Source organism: Pseudoduganella sp. R-43, from assembly GCF_049913255.1.
Taxonomy (GTDB): Bacteria; Pseudomonadota; Gammaproteobacteria; order Burkholderiales; family Burkholderiaceae_D; genus Rugamonas.
This window is the reverse complement of record NZ_CP183988.1, coordinates 2,318,132-2,332,830: the sequence shown is the minus strand read 5'-3', so window position 1 is coordinate 2,332,830 and position 14,699 is coordinate 2,318,132. Positions and strand designations below refer to the sequence as shown.

General features: G+C 65.5%; 10 protein-coding genes. All 10 read right to left on the bottom strand.

From position 1 onward, the window contains the following. Nucleotides 1-9: 9 nt before the first annotated feature. The 10 genes from gspG to ACN9M3_RS10555 all read right to left on the bottom strand — a co-directional run bounded on the left by gspG (nt 10) and on the right by ACN9M3_RS10555 (nt 14,661). Complete coding sequence (gspG, locus tag ACN9M3_RS10600; RefSeq protein WP_426322341.1) at nt 10-444, bottom strand: type II secretion system major pseudopilin GspG; 435 nt, start codon at nt 442-444, stop codon at nt 10-12. 165 nt (nt 445-609) lie between these two features. Further along, nucleotides 610-3,783, bottom strand: a complete 3,174-nt coding sequence (locus ACN9M3_RS10595; protein WP_426322339.1) for a S8 family serine peptidase — start codon at nt 3,781-3,783, stop codon at nt 610-612. A gap of 31 nt (nt 3,784-3,814) precedes the next feature. Continuing rightward, on the bottom strand, nt 3,815-4,486 hold the full coding sequence (locus ACN9M3_RS10590; RefSeq protein WP_426170579.1) for an NF038120 family PEP-CTERM protein: 672 nt from the start codon (nt 4,484-4,486) through the stop codon (nt 3,815-3,817). Between the two features lie 354 nt (nt 4,487-4,840). Continuing rightward, nucleotides 4,841-5,197 carry a hypothetical protein gene (locus ACN9M3_RS10585; protein WP_426170578.1) on the bottom strand — a complete coding sequence of 119 codons (357 nt, stop codon included), beginning with the start codon at nt 5,195-5,197 and terminating at the stop codon, nt 4,841-4,843. A gap of 143 nt (nt 5,198-5,340) precedes the next feature. After that, nucleotides 5,341-8,505 (bottom strand): S8 family serine peptidase, encoded by a 3,165-nt coding sequence (locus ACN9M3_RS10580; RefSeq protein WP_426322336.1) that lies wholly within the window; start codon nt 8,503-8,505, stop codon nt 5,341-5,343. Nucleotides 8,506-8,554: 49 nt separating this feature from the next. Continuing rightward, a complete protein-coding gene (locus ACN9M3_RS10575) occupies nt 8,555-9,280 on the bottom strand; it encodes an NF038120 family PEP-CTERM protein (RefSeq protein ID WP_426322334.1) in 726 nt (241 codons plus the stop codon). 194 nt (nt 9,281-9,474) lie between these two features. Continuing rightward, nucleotides 9,475-10,170: a LuxR C-terminal-related transcriptional regulator gene (locus tag ACN9M3_RS10570; protein WP_426322332.1), complete on the bottom strand. Its 696-nt coding sequence runs from the start codon at nt 10,168-10,170 to the stop codon at nt 9,475-9,477. Continuing rightward, nucleotides 10,164-10,853 carry a winged helix-turn-helix domain-containing protein gene (locus tag ACN9M3_RS10565; RefSeq protein WP_426322330.1) on the bottom strand — a complete coding sequence of 230 codons (690 nt, stop codon included), beginning with the start codon at nt 10,851-10,853 and terminating at the stop codon, nt 10,164-10,166. Before ACN9M3_RS10565 ends, ACN9M3_RS10570 begins: the two co-directional genes overlap by 7 nt. Nucleotides 10,854-11,044: 191 nt before the next feature. Then, complete coding sequence (locus ACN9M3_RS10560) at nt 11,045-11,656, bottom strand: NF038129 family PEP-CTERM protein (protein ID WP_426322328.1); 612 nt, start codon at nt 11,654-11,656, stop codon at nt 11,045-11,047. 11 nt (nt 11,657-11,667) lie between these two features. Beyond that, entirely contained in the window at nt 11,668-14,661 is a 2,994-nt protein-coding gene (locus ACN9M3_RS10555) for an ExeM/NucH family extracellular endonuclease (RefSeq protein WP_426170570.1), read from the bottom strand. Nucleotides 14,662-14,699: the final 38 nt, after the last annotated feature.

Sequence of the window (14,699 nt, the reverse complement as noted above, 5' to 3'; positions counted from 1 at the left end):
GCGCTGTTCTTACTGGGCGCCGATGTCGGCGTTCTCGCCTTCGCCGCCCGGCTGGCCATCCTTGCCGAGGGAGATGATCTCGTATTCAGCCTTGGCGCCCGGCGCCTTGTACTGGTAAGGACGGCCCCATGGATCGGCCGGCACAACCTTCTTCAGGTAGGGGCCATTCCATTTGGCGCCCGCCGTGGCCGGCGCCGTCAGCAGCGCAGCCAGGCCTTCTTCCGTGCTCGGATAGCGGCCGACATCCAGGCGGTAGGTGTCGAGCGCCTTGTCGAAGGCTTCGATCTGCGCCTTGGCGACCGTGACTTCGGATTTACCCAGCTGGGAGAAATATTTTGGGCCAACATAGGCGGCCAGCAGGCCGATGATGACGATCACCACCAATAACTCAAGCAGGGTGAAGCCGGTGGCGCGGCGCTGACCTTGAAACTTTGCTACTTGCATCCGGACGACTCCTATGATGACCGCTGAAGAAACTCGCAAGCCTACCATGCGGTTTAAGTATTCAACAACATTTTGCGCAATAGTGTGTGTCTTTGCAGTCAATGGCAAAAAAAAAACCGCCCGGACGGCATGCGTCCAGGCGGTTTTTCACTCAGCCAGCCGCAATCAGTCCTGCAGCTTGGCCTGGGCGCGGTCCGAGTCCGCCGCCGGCACGGTGGCGCTGCCGGTGTTCACGTTGACCAGGGTGGTCGCCTGCACGGTGCCGCTCAGGTCCTGGAACTGCACGCCGCCGACATAGCTCTGGTTCTCGTCCAGGCCGGCCCAGCTCACGCCCACGATCGCGTTGGCGCCGCTGTACACGCGGCCTGGCAGGGCCGCTGTGAACTGGCCGCCGCTGTCGCCCGGGGTCACGATCCACGATGCCAGCTTGTGCTGCATCGCTGCCGGGTTCTCGCCGCCGTAAGCCACCACGCACACCTTGTAGTTGCCAGCTGCCGGCGATGCCACCTGCACCGCTTCGGCGCTGCCGTCATGGCCGGAATAGTTCCAGCTGCCATCCGGCGCCAGCATGCCCAGGTCATGGTCGTCGCTGGCGTTGCCGGTATCCTTCTGGAACAGTGCGAAGCGCGCCGCTACCGCGCCGGCCGGGATGGCGACGTTGTAGACCTTGACGTTGGCGGTATCGGCGCCGGCCGCGCAGGCCGTCTTCAGTGCCGCCGAGCTGAGGCCTTGGGCAGCCAGCGTGACGCTGTCGCCGAAGGTGGCCGCTTTCAGGCCGCCCTTCAGCGCCGTCATGCGGCCGCTGAAGGTGGTGCGCACGGTGAACAGGCGGGTGCCGTCAGCCTTGTCGCCAGTCATCAGCGCCGGCGCAATGACCGGCTTGGCGGTGCGGGCCTGGATCGGGCTGCGCACCACGTGGTTGCCATCGCTCCATACCAGGCTGCCGAACTGCCACGCGGTTTCCGGCGCCGTGGTGCGGGTCAGCTTGACGGTGAAGCTGCCGGTGGCGCCAGGCGCCAGGGTCAGCGTGGAAGGCGTCACCACGGTGCTGAAGCCGGCCACCGAGGCGCTGGCATTGTAGGTGGCCGTTGCGCCGCCCACATTGGTGACCTTGCGCCTGATGGTGACGCTGTTCTGGATCGCGCCGGCCGTGATCGATGCCAGGTTCAGGTTGTAGGTCTCATCCAGCGTGCCGTAGGTGGTGCAGTCGGAAGCCGGCTGCACCAGTGCGCGGTTCACCTTGCACTGGTAGGCCACCAGTTCCGCCTTGCCCATGTCGTACACCAGGCCAGGATCGTTGGCCTTGTTCGGCGCCACATGGCCGGCACCCTGCGACCATGACAGCTTGCCGTTTTGCGCGCCTGCCAGGCCGTCGTCCAGCGTATCGTATGCCGTGGTCATCAGCGCCGACTTGATGGCCGCTGGCGACCAGTCCGGATGCGCCTGGCGCAGCAGCAGGCCGAGGCCGGCCACGTGCGGGCTGGCCATGGAAGTGCCCTGGATCGACGCATAGGCTTGCTGGCCCGGCGCGCCGGCTGCCACCGCTGCCGTTTCGGCAGGGTTCAGCGGTGCCGCGTAGCTGGCAATGATGTCCACGCCCGGCGCGGTGACGTCCGGCTTCAGGATATTGCCGTCGCCCATGTTCGGGCCGCGCGAAGAGAAGCCGGCCATGACCGGCGCCGGCTTGGTGCCAGGATAGAAGGCGCTCAGGGACGCGGTAGCGCCGGCAGCTTGCGCCACGGCGTAGGCCTTGATGGCGCTGCCGTCGGCGGCGCTCACGTGCACGGTTGGCACCGAGTGGATCTCGCTCACCAGGCCGGTGCCGTTGTCGCTCAGCACCATGCCGACGCCGCCGGCGTTCAGCACGGCCAGGCTCTTGTCGACGCGCGCGTTGTTGCCGCGGGTGCAGATCACCACCTTGCCGGCCACCTTGGCCGGGTCCAGCAGCACCTGGCCGGCCGGCGGCGCGGCGCTGAAGCACAGGCTGGCGTTGCCGCCGCCCACGCCTGCATCTTCGGCGCGGATCAGGGCCGTATCGGGCAGGCTGTTCAGGTTGTTGGAGGCGCCGAAATACTTGCTGCCGTTGCCCAGCTTGACGTCGGCCTGGAACTTGCGGTCATGGGTCGATGCGCCCACGGTGGTCAGCCATGGGCTGATGTGGGCCACGGTATTGGCCGGGCCTGCGTTGCCGGCCGACGCAGCCACGAACACGCCTGCCAGCGAGGCGCGGTAGAAGGCCTGTTCAACGGCATCGCCGGTGCTGGTCTGCGAACCGCCGATCGAGAAGTTGATCACGTTGACGCCATCCTTGACGGCGTCGTCGATCGCTTGCACAGAGTCCGAGTTGTAGCAGCCGTTGTTGACATTGGTGCCGTCGGCTGCGCCCTCTTCGGCCGTGCTCCAGCACACCTTGTAGGCGGCCACGCGGGCGCGCGGCGCCATGCCGGAAGTCAGCCCCATCGGAACGCCGCCGATGGTGGCCATCACATTGGCGTTGCCGGCTGCGGTCGACGCGGTATGGTCGCCGTGGCCGCCGTGGCCGATGGCATGGCCGTCGGTGCCGGAGCTCGAATCGCGCGGCGAGAAGTATTCAGTCCAGTGTTTCGGCTTGCGGGTGGCCAGGAAGCCGGAGTTATAGAACTTGGCGCCCACCAGCTTGTTGTTGCAATGCTGGGCCGGGTCAAAGCCCTCGCCCGCCACGCAGCCGCCCTTGAAGGTCGACGGCGGCGCGGTGTAGGCCAGGGTGCCGGCCGGGTCGAAGGTCGGCACCTCGTTGGCATCGACACGGTCGGCAAAGGCCGGGTTTTCCGGCCAGATGCCGCCGTCGATCACGCCGATCACCAGGTTTTCGCCCTTGACCTGGCTGCCGCCGGCAAATTGCGACCACAGGCCATTGATGGTGCTCAGGCCCAGGAAGCGGGTAGTGGACACGGTGTCCATGCGGCGCACGGCGTCGGCCTGCACGTCGGCCACGGCCGGATTGGCCTTGAGCGCCAGCACTTCGGCATCGGTCAGCATCACGGCAAAGCCGTTCAGCACCACGTCATAATTGCCGACCACGGTCGGATTGCCGACGCTGGCCAGCACTTCATCCTTCTTGGCGCCCAGGTAGCTGACGTAGTTCTGCACCTTGGACGAGCGGTAATCGAAGACTTCGCCCTTGGCCGGCTGGGTGGCGGCCAGGCCGGTGACGCCGCCGGTATAGGTGGCGGCCGGCTGGTCTTGCAGTTGCACGATATAGGCCTTGCGCTCTTCTTGCGCGGCGGCGGACAGGGTAAAGCTGGACAGCAGCGCCAGCACTGCCAGGGCGGCTGGACGGCGTTTCAAATTCAGTTTCATGGAATCTTTCCGGTTCAGGTTAGCGGGAGGTTCAGCGCACGCGGCGGCGACGGCTGGCCAGGGCCAGGCCGCCCATGCCAAGGCCAAACAGCGCCAGGCTGCCCGGTTCCGGGATAGTCGCAATATCGTCGATCGCGAAGTTCGCCATGCCGGCGCCGCGGAAGCATTGGCCAACGTCGTCGCACTGCAGGCCGAACACCAGCACGGAGTTGTAGTAATCGGTCAGCTTGCCCAGGTTGAAATGCTGGAAGCTGAACTGGCCATCTTCCGGCGCGGCCAGGGCCAGGCGCACCAGCGGGCCCAGTTCCTTGCCCGCGGCATCAAAGCCCTGCAGCAGCAGCTGGCCGGCCATGTCCGGGAAGCTCTGCTGGCCGGCGCCCACGAAGCTGGCGTTCAGGCTATCCAGGCGGAAGGAAGTATTGTCATTGCGGCCGAAATAGAAATAACCATCGTCCAGGCCGGCGTAATACTGGCTGGGATTGTTGACGGGGCAGCTGGCCGAGACGCACGTTTCCGGCTCGCTGCCTTTGACAAAGACCCCCACCAGATCGCCCAGCTGGCTACCGCCATAGGCTTCCATCCAATAGTCGCCAATCTGGACATGCTGGCCAGCCGTCACCCATGGCGATTGCGGCTTGCCCTCGAAACTCAAGGTTCCTGCCTGGGCGAGGCCGCCAATGGCCAGCGTTGCCGCCAACATCATTTGACCGAATGCTTTTCCTGCGCGAGGTGCTTGATTATTAAAAAATTTCAACTTCGATTCCTCTGCGAATTATCATCATGACAGGCGATGGCGGAACTTTTGCTCCGCACCGCCCGGCTCCACTACAACACGGTTGCTTATCGAGCAACTTTACTTGTGGAAAATTTTCTAACCACAAGTTGCCGGTAGGAAGCATATTTCATGCCAAGGAAATAATTATCAAAAGAATCAATATGTTATCTTGGCAAGATTTATTTAACTACAAAAAGTGTAAAGATTTCCGACACTTTGCATACGAATGCACGACAAAAAGCCGACACTTGGCCGGCTTGGTCGGGGGAGGAAGAAAGGAGGTCAGCGGTCCAGCGCGCCGCCCAACTGGCATTTGCCGGCCACGCAGGCAGCGCCGGGATCGGCCATGAAGCGGCAGTCGCTGGCCATGCCCGAGCGGGCATTGGCATCGCTGCGCTCCTTGCGGTAGCGCTCGGCGAGCTGCGCGACCTTGGCGGGGTCGCTGCGCACAGTGGAATAGGCAAGGTAGCCTTCCGGCCCGCCGCAGGATTTGGCGCCGAGCGGCACAGTCCGGCACTGCTGGTCGCTGTCGCAGCCAGCATCGCGGCCCATCGCGCGCAACTGCGACAAGGTGTCGGGGGTGGCGTGGCTGCAGGCAGCGGCGCCCAGGCAGGCCAGCAGGATGGCAAACTGTTTCATGACATATTGCTCCAAAGGCGATGGCCTATCATCGGCCCCGCCGCCCGCCCGGTCAACCGTGCCGGCAGCCCGCCGCAAAAAAAAACCGCCCTGGCATGCGCTGCTGCGCATGCCAGGGCGGAGCTGATGCCTCCTGCCAGGCCTTAGTCTTTCAGCTTGGCAGCCGCCACGCGGTCGGTCTCGGCAATCGGAACGGCCGCGGTACCGGTGTTGACATTGACCAGGGTGGTCGCCTGCACCACGCCATTCAGGTCCATGAACTGGGCGGCGCCGACATAGCTCTGGTCATTGTCGAGGCCGGACCAGCTGACGCCCACGGTGGTGTTGTTGCCCGCCACCACCTTGCTCGGCACTGCCACCACGAACTTGCCGCCAGCGTCCGCCGTGGTCACGACCCACGATGCCAGCTTGTGCTGCATGGCTTGCGGCGTCGTGCTGCCGTATGCCACCACGCAGACATTGTAGGTGCCGGCCGCAGGTGCTGCCAGTTGCACCGACTCGTTGCTGCCGTCGTTGCCGGAGTAGCCCCAGCTGCCGCCTGGCGAGAGCACGCCCAGGTCATGGTCGTCGGTCGCCCCGGAGTCCTTGCCGAACAGGGCGAACTTGGCAGCCACGGCGCCGGCCGGGACGCTGACCTTGTAGACCTTGACGTTGGCCGTATCGACTCCGGCCGTGCACAGGGTCTTCAGGGTGGCGGAGTTGATCGCCTGGGCTTCCAGGGTCACAGCATCGCCATAGCTGGCAGCCTTCAGGCCACCCTTCGCATAGCCCATGCGGCCGGAGAAGCCGGTCAGGACCGGGAACAGGCGGCTGCCGGAAACCTTGTCGCCGCTCAGCATGGCTGGCGCCGTCACCGCCTTGCCCACCTTGGCCTGCACCGGAATGCGCACGCTATGGCTGCCATCGTTCCAGGTCAGGCTGCCGAACTGCCAGGCGTTGGCAGGGGCGCCGTTCGGGGTCAGCTTGACAGTGAAGCTGCCGCTCTGGCCGGTCGCCAGCGTCAGCGACGACGGCGAAACCACTGCGGTGAAGCCTGGCAGCACCGCGCTGGCGGTGTAAGTGGCTGCCGGGCCCACATTGGTCACCTTGCGGCGCACCGTGGTGCCGACGCCGCCCAGTGCCGAAGCGACCGTGATCGACGGCAGGTTCAGGTTATAGGTCTCGTCCAGCGTGCCAAAGGCGGTGCAATCGGCTGCCGGCACGGCAGGCCGGTTGACCTTGCACTGGTACTGCACGTAGTCGGCCTTGCCCATGTCGTACACCAGGCCCGGGTCGACCGCCTTGTTCGGGTCCACATGGCCGGCGCCCTGCGACCATGGCAGCAAGCCGTTCTGCGCGCCGGCCAGGCCGTCGTTCAGGGTCGAATAGGCCGTGGTCATCAGGGCCGACTTGATGGCGGCCGGCGACCAGTCGGGATGCGCCTGGCGCAGCAGCAGGGACAGGCCCGCCACGTGCGGGCTCGACATCGACGTGCCCTGGTAGGACTCGTAAGCCGCCGGCGGCACGAAGCTGCCCGCCACCACCGCGTTGTGCTGGGCCGGTGTCAAGGCTGCCGACACGCTGGCGATGATGTCCACGCCCGGCGCGGTCAGGTCGGGCTTGAGCACGTTGGCGTCGCCCATGTTCGGCCCGCGCGACGAGAAGCCGGCCATGACCGGCGCCGGCTTGCTGCCCGGGTAGAACGTGCCGATGGCGCTGGTGGCAGCAGCGCCCTGGGCCACCGCATAAGCCTTGATGGCAGCGCCGTCGGCGGAGCTGACGTGCACGCTCGGCACCGAATGCGCCTCGGCCACCAGGCCGGCGCCGTTGTCCATCATGATCATGCCGGCGCCGCCGGCGTTCAGCACGGCCAGGCTCTTGTCCACACGGGCGTTGGTGCCGCGGGTGCAGATCACCACCTTGCCGGCCACCTTGGCTGGATCGAGCAGCACCTGGCCAGCAGGCGGCGAGCTGCTGAAGCACAGGCTGGCGTTGCCGCCGCCCACGCCGGCATCCTCGGCGCGCACCAGGGACGTCTGCGGCAGCGCATGGGTGTTCAGCGAAGCGCCGGTGTACTTGACGCCGCCGCCGGTGGTGGCGTCGGCCACCAGGCTGCGGTCATGGGTGGAAGCTGCCACCGTGGTCAGCCACGGGCTGATGTGGGCCACCGCGTTGGCCGGACCGCTGTTGCCGGCCGAAGCGGCGACGAACACGCCCGCCAGTGAAGCGCGGTAGAAGGCTTGTTCGACCGGGTCGTTGACCGTGTTCTGGGCGCCGCTGATCGAGAAGTTGATGGCGTTCACGCCGTCCTTGACGGCGTCGTCGATGGCCTGCACCGAATCGGAGTTGAAGCAGCCGTTGGAGGCGCCGGTGCCGTCGTCGGCCGCCGGATCGTCATAGGTCCAGCACACCTTGTAGGCGGCCACGCGCGCACGCGGGGCGATGCCCGATGCCGGGCCCATCGGGATGCCTGCCACCACGGCAGGGACATTGCTGTTGCCGGCCGCGGTGGAGGCGGTATGGTCGCCATGGCCGCCATGGCCGCTGCTGACGCCATTGCTGCCGACGTTCGAATCGCGCGGCGAATAGAATTCCGTCCAGTTCTTGGGGCGGCCGCTGGCCAGGAAGCCGGCGTTGTAGTACTTGGCGCCCACCAGCTTGTTGTTGCAGTGAGTGGCAGGATCAAAGCCCTCCCCGCCCACGCAGCCGCCGGTGAACGTGGCCGGCGCCGCGGTGTAGGCCAGGCTGGCGCCGGCATCGAAGGTCGGCACGCCGTTGCCGTCGACGCGGTCGGCGAAGGCCGGGTTTTCCGGCCAGATGCCGCCGTCGACGATGCCGACCACCAGGTTTTCACCCTTGACCTGGCTGCCGCTCGCAAATTGCGACCACAGGCCGCCGGCGGTGCTCAGGCCCAGGAAGCGCGGCGTCGAAATCGTTTCCATGCGGCGCACCGAATCGGCTTGCACATCGGCCACGGCGGGATTGTTCTTCAGGGCCAGCACTTCGCTGTCGGTCAGCAGCGCGGCAAAGCCGTTCAGCACCACATCGTAATTGGCGATCACGGTCGGATTGCCGACGCTGGCCAGCACGTCGGCCTTGCGGTCGCCCAGGTAGCGCACGTAGTTCTGCACGTTGGGATCGCGGTAGTCGAACACCGCGCCTGGCGCCGGCTGGGTAGCCGGATAGCCGCTGATGCCGCCGACATAGGTCGTCGCCGGCTGGTCGCTCAATTGCACGATATAGGTTTTGCGCGCCTCTTGCGCGCCGGCGCTCACGGCCAGACAGGACAGCACGGCCAGCACCGCCAGTGCCGCAGGACGCAGTTTCATGGTCATTTTCATTTGGATTCCCGGTTCAGGTTAGCGAAAGAGCGTCGGCTTAGCGCGCGCGGCGGCGGCGGCTGGCCAGGCCGAGGCCGGCCACGCCCAGGCCGAACAGCGCCAGGCTGCCTGGTTCGGGAACGGTGACGATATCGTCGATGGCGAAGTTGGCAAGGTTGGAATTGCGGTTGCAGCTGCCAGCGGCATCGCAGGCATAGCCAAGCACGCGCACGAAGGCGAATTGTTCCTTGATGGAGCTGAGGTCGAAGGTGCCGAAGCGGAACTGGCCGCCGACAGGACCGGACAGGCCGAGCTGGCGCGCCGCGCCCACCGCCTGGCCCATGGCATTAAAACCTTGCAGCACCAGCATGCCGGCGACGGCCGGGAAGCTGGCCTGGCCGTTGCCGATGAAGCTGGCGCGCAGGCTGCCGAGCCGGAACAGGGAATCGTTATTCATGCCAAAGTAGAAGTAGCCATCATCCAGGCCGCTGTAGTACTGCGACGCGTTGTTGACCGGGCAGCTGACGCCGAAGCAGCTGGCAGGATCGCTGCCGTCGACAAAGGCGCCGACCAGGTCGGAAGTCAGGCTGCCGCCATACGACTCGATCCAATAGGAGCCGACCTTGATGTGGTCGCCGGCGAAGACGAACGGCGAATCTACCTGGCCTTCGAAATCGAGTACCCCTGCCTGCGCCACGCTGCCCATTGCCAGCGCTGCCGCACACAGGAATTGTTTGATCGCCTTGCCTGCGCGATGTGTTTGGTTCTTAGAAAAATTAGCCACGGAATCCCCTGGATGGTTGAACTCTCGAAAATGGCGCCTGCCTCGTGGATAGGTGCCTGACTCCAATCTATTGCCTACAACACAACTTTACGCACGGATACTTGTGCGTGGGGGACGGCGCACGCAAAAAACATGCCAAAACAACATTTCCAAAAGAATCAATCGCTTGCTGTCATGCCACTATTGGCAATTAATCAAACTGTAAAGATCTTCGACAAATCGGGGAGAGGCAGGATGGGGAATTGCGCCACGGCGTGGGCGCGGTTGCTCACGCCGAGCTGGCGGTACAGGCGTTGCAGGTGGTTCTTGACGGTCAAGGGGCTGATGCCGAGCAGGCGGCCGATTTCTTCGTTGCTCTTGCCTTCACGCAGCCATTGCATGATTTCCGCCTGGCGCGGCGAGATGGTCGGGGCCTGGGCCGCCGTGGCGATACGCTGCAGCGCCAGGTGCAGGTAGGGCAGCAGCAATTGCAGCAGCCAGCATTCGCGCAAGCCGGCTGCCGCGGGCAGGCCAAGCAGGGCTACGGCGCTGCCGCCGGAGGCCAGCGGCCCGCTGCCGTGCAGCAGGCCATGGCCCATGGCGCCGGCCTGCAGTGGCAGCGGCCGGCCGCCGGCCTGCTGCCAGAGCCGCAGCCAGGCCGGCACCGGCCCTTGCCGCGCATCGCACAGCAAGGCGCGCTCGGCCGGCGCCAGCATCGTGCTGTGCAGGCAGTCCACCCTGCGCGCCCGCCCCTGTTCGTCGAGCTGCATGCAGAGCAGCACGCCATGCGGCAACAAGGCCTGCAAGGCGCCCTGGCTCCACAGGAATAACTCGCCCAGCGTGGCAAGGCCATGCGCGCCATCGATGGCGTGCAGCAGGTATTCCTGTTCGCGGGCGTCGGGGCTCAGCATTGGGTGTGGAAGCGGTAGCCGCTGCCACGCACGGTCTGGATCGCCTGGTGCAGGCCGCTCGGTTGCAGCGCATTGCGCAAGCGCCCGACGTGGGCGTCGACCGTGCGTTCGTCAAGGAAGACGTGGCTGCCCCACACCTGGTCCAGCAACTGCGCGCGGCTGTGCACGCGGCCCGGATGGTGCATCAGGTAGTTCAGCAGGCGGAATTCGACGCGTCCCAGGTTCAACTGGCGGTCGCCCGCGGTCACGCTCAGGGTATGCGGGTCGAGCCGCAGGCCCGCCACCTGCAGCGTCCCCGGCATGCCAGCCGGGCGCCGGCGCCGCAGCACCGCATGCAGGCGGGCGATGGTTTCGCGCGGCCCGAAGGGCTTGCAGATGAAATCGTCAGCGCCGCTTTCCAGCGCCAGCACCTTGTCCTGTTCGGCGCAGCGCGCGCTCAGCATCAGGAGCGGCAGCTCGCTGGTGCGCGGCGCGGCACGCACATGACGGATCAGCGACAGGCCCGACTGGCCCGGCAAATCCCACTCCAGCAGCACCGCTTCCGGCAACGTCCCCTGCAGCGCTGCGAGCGCGCTCATCGCATCGCCGTGGCATTGCACCGCGTAGCCCGCCTGCCCCAGGTTATGGGCCAGCAGTTGCTGCACAGCGGGGTCGCTGTCGATGACGAGAATGTTGAAGGACATGGCAAAAAACGCAGGTCGTTATGCGGAAAACTATGAATCATGCCAAGTCCTGCGCGCTAATACAATTTTAATTAAGTATTAATATTCTGCCGAAATAAATACCCCGCTTCACTCTGTGCCATCCAAATGAAAAAGCACCCTGGAAGCCGAAACTCCCAGGATGCTTGTGGTGTTTGTGCAACCGGCCGTATTCAAGCGCGGCGCCGGCGCTCGCAGGCCAGCGCCAGCAAGCCCAGTGCCGCCAGGGCCAGCGAAGCCGGCTCCGGCACGGCGGCCGGCGCCGCAACGCTGGCCACCGCGTCGTTGATGCTGAGGATTTGCAGGTCCGGGCTGCCGTCCGCCGCGGCGACAAACATCAGGTCCAGGACCTTGCCTTTGATCTGGACGCCGGCATCGTCAAGGGCCAGGACGCCGAAATTGGAAAACATCAATGCCGACGGATCGCCGGAAATGGTCAGCAGGAAGCTGAACACGCCGCCAAACACCCCTTGGTACAGCACATCGTTGGGGGTGGCAGTATTCAACAGGGCAAAGCCGCCCGGCACGGCGGCGGCATCGCCCCATGGCGAGAAATTGGCCGGGTCCATGTCAAAGCCCTGCAGTTGCGACATGGTCGCAGTCACGGCCGGCGCGCCATCGACGCCATTGAAGGTGAAGTCCAGGTAGCCGGCGCGGCCGGCGCCATAAATGGCGGTATCCAGCGTCACCAGGCGCACGACGTCGGCCATGGCGTGGCTGCTGGCGCTAAAAGCCAGCAGCAGCGCCAAGCTGCGCAGGAAACGGGTGATGAATGTGTTTTGCATGGTTGCTGTCCTCAGAAACTGCCGTTGTAGACTTTTGGCGTGTAGTTGACGGCTACACGGCTCGGATTATTGAATTGCAGCTGGACGGTGGCCTGGGCGCCGGCAGCCAGCGCCGGCGCGGCGGTGATGTAGGGCATGCCGTTGACGTAACCGGTGGCGTTGGCCAGGGTCACGCCGGCCGGCAGGCCCTGCAGCACATAATGCACCGGCGCGGCCATGTCGGCGCCGCTGGTGTTGGTGATCCAGGCAGTCGCGGTGCCGACGCTGCTGAAGCGGCCCTGTACCAGGCCGGAGCGCTGGATCTGCACGCTGGACGTCACATCCACATACGCGGCCGGCAGGTTCAGGCTGACCACCACCGGGTCGTGGTCGGAGGCACGGTAAGGCAGGGTGTTGTACAGCGCCTGGGCTGCAGCGTTCTTGCCAATGAGGTTGTAGTCCAGCACTTCCGGTTCATCGGCGTTGACATTCCACAGCACGGCGCCGGCCACTTGCTGGCTCAGCGAAGTGCTGGCCAATGCCTGGTCCAGGTAGCCGCTCTCGGCGCCAAACACATAGGAATGCGGAATGCCGTTCGGACGCACGAAGCGCTCGAGCTGGTTTTCGAAGCGGACCTGGCGGTCCTGCGACGCCAGGTACAGGATCGGGTCTTCCATGCCATGGGCGTTGAAGTCGCCGATCAGGAGCACGTCGGCGTCGCCGGACGCGGCCACCACTTGCGGCACGAAGCCGTCGGACAACTGTTGCACCTGAGCCATGCGCACCGGGTTGTAGCAGCCCTGGCCATCGCCCTGGTCGGCGTTGGCGCCGCTGGCGTTATTGCAGCGCTTGGCCCGCAGGTGGTTGACGACCAGGCTGAATTTCGCGCCGTTGGCGGCCTTGAAGGTCTGCGCCATCGGCGGACGCTCGTAGACGCTGTTCGCGTCGGACAGCGCGCCGCCCACCAGTGCCAGCTTGGCAGGCTTGTAGATCATCGCCACGCGAACTGCATCGGTGCCGGTCGCGTCCGGCTTCGGCACGTAGGCATATTCCACCTTGCCGTATGCGGCGTTCAGGCTGTCGACCAGGTAGCTGGCGGCATAGTCGCCATTGTTCTGGATTTCCATCAGGCCGACCACGTCCGCATCGATCGCCTTCAATTCCGCCACGATCTTGTCGCGCTGGCGAACGAACTCGGTCATATTGTCGGCGCCGCGGCAGTTGCTCTTGCTGGTGCCTGAACCGAGGGTGCAGCCCTGGCCGGACTGGCCCAGCACGTCGGTGCCGTCGGTGAAGGTGGTGAAGAAGTTCAGCACGTTGGCGCTGGCCACCTTCACGTTACCCGCCGCCACTTCAGGAGCCAGGCTGCGCGGATTCTCGCGCGCGAAGACCGGGGTTTCAGTCGGCTGCAGCTTGAAGCCGGCGCCGCCGCTGCCAAGCGCGCCGAAATCGATGACGCCGGTCAGGCCGCTGACGGTGTCGCCGCTGCGCACGGTGCCGTCCTGGCCGAGATATGGCACGCTATCGGGCGTAACGAACAGGCCGTCATCCAGGGTGATCATATTGGCCGCGTTGGCGGCTGCCATGGCAATGGCTTCGGCGCTGCGTGCCGGATAGCGGTTGGTCGGCACTTCACGGCGGCCATCGGCCAAGGCCAGTTCGCCGCGGCTGCCCAGCGATTCGGTGCCGTTGACGGTCAACTTGGCGGGAAAGCGTACCAGCATGCCTTCCACATTGGCCAGGTTGGTGCCGGGCAGGTCGATATTGACAGGGGTAATGCTGTTGCCCGTGCTCTGGGTGACGACGCTGGTCACAGTCGACAGTTCGGTGTAGGAGCGCGTGGCGCCGCTGGGCTTGTACTCGGTCACGGTGCCGCTTACGCGCACCAGGTCGCCCTGCGCCACGGTAACCGGGGACGAGCCCATGTAGACGAAGATGCCGTCCGAGGTATTCGGATCGCCGTCGCCAGCCAGGTCCTGGATGAAGAAACCGCTGCCAACCCTGGCGGTCACCACGCCTTCGGTGGTCAGCTTCACGCCGTTGTACGGGCTGGTGGCGCCCGAACCCTGCACCTGGGGCACCGGCACCACGGTGCCGGCTCCCATTTCCACGGTCACGCTGACGGTACAGCTGGCGTCCTGGCCCTGGTCGTTGCTGAACTTGACGGCCACCGGATACGTGCCGGTTGCCACCGATGGCGACGCCACCAGCGACACGCTGGCGCTGCCGCCGATGCCGCCAGCTGCAGTCAGGCTGCCCAGGCTCAGGCCTGGCACGGCTGCCGACGTGATCACAGCGCCGTTGACGATGCCGTCTGCGTCCGAGGCTGACAAGGCGATGCTGCCGCCCGTGCCGAAAGTCAGCTTGGCGCTGGCCGGGCAAACCGGCACGACAGGTTGCGGCAACGGCCCGCCATCGCACATATTGGCCGGCGAAGCGGCAGTGCGGAATTGCGGCGCGACGGCAGTGAAGTCGGCAGCGTTATTGTTGCTGTCGGTGCAGCCGTTATTGGCGCGCAGCAGGCTGGTGGTGGCGCTCATTGCCGGCGCCGCCGCAGTTTCGGAGAAATTCGCCGAACCGTAGCCGACCACGTCCTGGATCGCAGCGCTGCTCGGCTGGGCGCCAGTCAGCGCCGTGTTGTTGTTGACCAGCGCCACCTTGCCGGAGGCGCCGCTCATGTTCACGCTGCCGCTGAAGAAATCGGCCGCCACGTCGGCGCCGACGGCGGTATTGCTGCTGGCCAGTTTGACCAGGAAGTATTTGCCCGGATCGATGCTGGTGCCGGCCGGCAGTTCTGCCCGGCCCCAGCTGGTGCCGCTGGCGGACGCATACTGGATGGTCCAGCCGCCCACCGCCACGGCAGCACTGCCGCGGTTGAACAGTTCAACGTAATCGTAGCGCAGGGTAGCGCCGCTGTTGCCGCCCGCGCCGTACATCTGGCTGATCACCACGTCGGCAGCGAATGCCGGCTGGCAGGCCAACAGGGCGGCCAGCGCGGTAGCGCGCAAGGAAATGCGTTTGTCCATGAAAAGGTGTACCCCCAGAGTTTTTACCAAAAGGATTT

What these genes read in the sequence shown, in the direction of transcription:
- gspG (WP_426322341.1), bottom strand. Translation starts at nt 444, where the DNA reads ATGCAAGTAGCAAAGTTTCAAGGTCAGCGCCGCGCCACCGGCTTCACC.
- ACN9M3_RS10595 (WP_426322339.1), bottom strand. Translation starts at nt 3,783, where the DNA reads ATGAAACTGAATTTGAAACGCCGTCCAGCCGCCCTGGCAGTGCTGGCG.
- ACN9M3_RS10590 (WP_426170579.1), bottom strand. Translation starts at nt 4,486, where the DNA reads ATGATGTTGGCGGCAACGCTGGCCATTGGCGGCCTCGCCCAGGCAGGA.
- ACN9M3_RS10585 (WP_426170578.1), bottom strand. Translation starts at nt 5,197, where the DNA reads ATGAAACAGTTTGCCATCCTGCTGGCCTGCCTGGGCGCCGCTGCCTGC.
- ACN9M3_RS10580 (WP_426322336.1), bottom strand. Translation starts at nt 8,505, where the DNA reads ATGAAACTGCGTCCTGCGGCACTGGCGGTGCTGGCCGTGCTGTCCTGT.
- ACN9M3_RS10570 (WP_426322332.1), bottom strand. Translation starts at nt 10,170, where the DNA reads ATGCTGAGCCCCGACGCCCGCGAACAGGAATACCTGCTGCACGCCATC.
- ACN9M3_RS10565 (WP_426322330.1), bottom strand. Translation starts at nt 10,853, where the DNA reads ATGTCCTTCAACATTCTCGTCATCGACAGCGACCCCGCTGTGCAGCAA.
- ACN9M3_RS10560 (WP_426322328.1), bottom strand. Translation starts at nt 11,656, where the DNA reads ATGCAAAACACATTCATCACCCGTTTCCTGCGCAGCTTGGCGCTGCTG.
- ACN9M3_RS10555 (WP_426170570.1), bottom strand. Translation starts at nt 14,661, where the DNA reads ATGGACAAACGCATTTCCTTGCGCGCTACCGCGCTGGCCGCCCTGTTG.